This window comes from Micromonospora sp. NPDC048040 (assembly GCF_055587185.1).
Window position 1 is genome coordinate 1 of record NZ_JBVJGT010000128.1, and the last position, 3,264, is coordinate 3,264.

At 63.7% G+C, this 3,264-nt stretch carries 1 protein-coding gene; it reads left to right on the plus strand.

The window, feature by feature from the left end:
* Positions 1-549 precede the first annotated feature (549 nt).
* On the plus strand, positions 550-3,264 hold a 2,715-nt coding region (locus tag ACZ6O2_RS36385; protein ID WP_466026199.1), incomplete at its 3' end, for a hypothetical protein.

Consider the following 3,264-nt stretch of genomic DNA (forward strand, 5'->3'; position numbering starts at 1 on the left):
GAGTCTGAGTCGGAGTCTGAGTCTTTGGACCTGTCGCCCGGTTCGTTGCCTGGTCGGCCGGCGGCGATGGAATGGGGCCCGGCCGGCTCTGACGCGCCTGGCTCGGAGTCGCCGTCGTCGGAGTCGGGACCTGAGTCGAAGCGTCCGCGTATCGATGGTGTGCCGGCGGATAGCCTGAAGATTTACGCGGATGACCTGTCGAGTTTGCTCGATATGCGGGCACCATTGGCTTTCCCGGATTTTCTGACGGAGACCGACGGAGCGGGCGGGTTCCCGGGCTCATCGGCGGCGCGGACATCGGCGCCTGAATTTTCGACAGATGAGGCAGGGGTGCCACTGGAGCCTGGCTCGGAGTCGCCGCCGCCGGTGGATGGGGCGCCGGCAGGCTTCGTAGACTTGCTGTCAGGGTTGGATCCGGCGGAATTGATGTTGGGGTTGCGGTCGGAGAACCCCGCGCTGGACGATGCGCCGGGCTCGCCGGCAGGGGTGCCACCGGCGCATGGCTCGGCGTCGTCGGGGGGCGATGTCGCGTCGGGCTTGGAGCAGGAGGTGGCTGAGGCGATCACCACGTTGTCGGCCGTGGTGTCCAGTGACCAGGCGGAGCGCTTCGAGCGGTGGGCGCTCGAGGTGTTCGACTTCGATCCTCGGCGGTTTGACATGGGGGTGGCCGGGGTCTTTCAGCCGGTGTTGGACGCCTTTGGGAATCAGTTGGCGAAGTTGAAGGTCCGCAGCCTGGATGGACTGCGTGCGTGGGTGATTCGTGAGTTGGCCGACGACCTCGCCCGGGGTGCCGAGTCGAGGTTCGCCGAGATTCTTCCGTATCCGGCGGACGTGCCGGAGCAGGAGCAGGAGGCGCTGCACCGGATCTGGTTCCGCAAGGTCGTAGGTGGCGGGGTTCACGAACTCACGCTTGTGCCTTTCCACGTGGCGGCCGAGGAGTTGTCCCGGCCGATGCTGGTCCATCATCCGTTCGGTGCCCCGGACCGCATCGGCCCGCCGCCGGATGACGGTGTCGTCCCGGAACAGGTCCTGTGGTGGAGGGGTGCTTACTTCCTCGTCAAACCTCGTGCCGAAGACGGTTCCGGCATCGCCGACCGGATCGCTGCGGGCTTCCCCCAGAAAGAGATAAATCCCCGCACGCGGCGGGAACTGGATGGGAAGTTCGAGAAGACGCGTGGTCTGCTGCAAGCGGCGATCGCCAAGGCGGAGAAGAATCCCGACAGCGCCTACTCGCGTATCCTGGAAAACACCTTCCAGCGTGACCTCGCGGTCATCCGTCAACGCTCCTCCTTCCCGTACAGTCAGGTCCAGGAACTCGCCGCGCACCTCCGATACTTGCGCAATCTCAAGGACCAGGGCCGCTGGGAAGACCAGCGCCCAACGGACCTCAATGTCCCATTCACCATCCGCGTCCCGGCCACCCCGGTGCGGCATGACCCGGAGATGTCGGGGTTCACTCGTCCGGTGCCCGGATTGAGTATCCGGCTGGCCGGCCAGGAGATGCGTCTCGATGGGATCGATGGGCTTGTTCGCCCGGGTGATCAGGTCGATGTCACTATCGGGAAGATTAGGAGAGGGCGGGGTGCTGGTTTTGTCGAAATCCGGTACACCCGGCCCGACGGCACCGAAAGCGCCATCTTCCAAGGGATCGACCGCGAGTTTACTCTCGACGAGTGGAAAGCTCTGAAGACAATGGCACCCGGCCGGGCGTGGAAAACCGATCACCCATTGTTCGTCGATTCCTACCGCAGCACGACGGCGATATTCTCGGCCAGAAGGCATCTGGGCACACGGCTCGGCGGGGCAGGAGATCCCAGTATCTATCTCCCGGGAGGCGTCCTGGCCGGCGGAGGTTCGTTCGACTACCCCACGACGCTGGACCGGATTGTTTACAGAGCCGGGTTTGGCGTCACTGGTCAACCCCTGATGGTCGTGGAACTGACGGCCGCGATACGCGAGCGCCGGGTACATCCGGATCAAGAGAGTGGGGCCGGACAGGACCTGTACGTGGAAGTGGTCAACCCCGCCCTCACCGCGGACAGCATCGGCGGCATGTCGAAGTCCATAAATGTGTTGTGGGAGCTGGAGGATCAGTGGGATCTTTCCGGCGCAGTGACTTACCCAGGTGAAATTTTGGCGGATACCAAATTGCCCTCCCCCCTGCGTACTACCATTGGCAAGGGGAGGCACTTGACCCCCGGTGGGGAGGAGGTGCAGGTCACCAAGGGGACGAAGATTACCTACCGGGTAGGGAAGTGGCCGCGGCTGGCCGGATCGGAAAGCGGCGTTTTCGTCGTGATCAGGGCGCCGTTGGTCGGCGACGAAAACCGACACGCCTACCGGCTCCTCGACACGGGCAAGAAGATCGATGAGCTCGATGGGATCATAAAGACTCTCAACAAACGGCAGGAACGGGATAATCGGCGTGTCCCGCTAACCGGGTCGGCACCTGAGCGGCCTCCCATCAGGGCCGGTGAGTCCGGCGGTGTCGCGCCGGACTTGCCGGAGGTGCCCGGCCAGGCGTGGAGACTCGACCCCCCATCGTTCGTCGGGTCCTACCACATCACGGCGTCGCTAGACCGCCCCAAATCGAATTTTAGGAAGTTGGACGTAAAATTCGCCGGCCGCCCGGTCTATATCCCACAGGCCGTGGCGGTCGACGGAGATTCGATCGTCTTTCCTGCGGACATCGAAGAGGTTCGTCTCGAACTCGGGTATGACAGCACTGGTCGATCCGCCGCGTTCGTGGAACTACCGGCCGAAAATAGTCCTACCGGGGAGACCCTGTACCTGAAGCTGGAGCCCGCCCCCACCGCAGACGACATCGAGTCGCTGCGCAGAAGGGCACTGTGGGTGCCGCAGAATCAGTGGGATCTTTCCGACGCAGAGGATTTCGAGGACGTAATGGGGGTAAAGAACCTATTGCCCCCTCCCCTGCGTATTAGTGTTGGTACGGAGGGCGCGCTCGGTGGGGCGAAGGTGAAGGTCACCGCTCGGACGCTGGTCACCTTGCGGGTAGGGAAGTGGTCGCGGCAGGTCGGATCGGAATTCGTTACCGGCGTTTTCGTCGTGGTCGGGGCGCCGTTGGTCGACGGAACCGGACACGCCTACAAGATCATCAATACGAACAAGACGGTCGATCAGTTCAAGGCGCTCACAGAAGAGCTCGGAGGCCGGCAGGAGAGGCGCAATATGCGCATCCTGCGAGCCGAGTGGGCACCTGAGCCGACCAGGCAGCGTCCGAGCGCCGGGGATGGGTCGGGC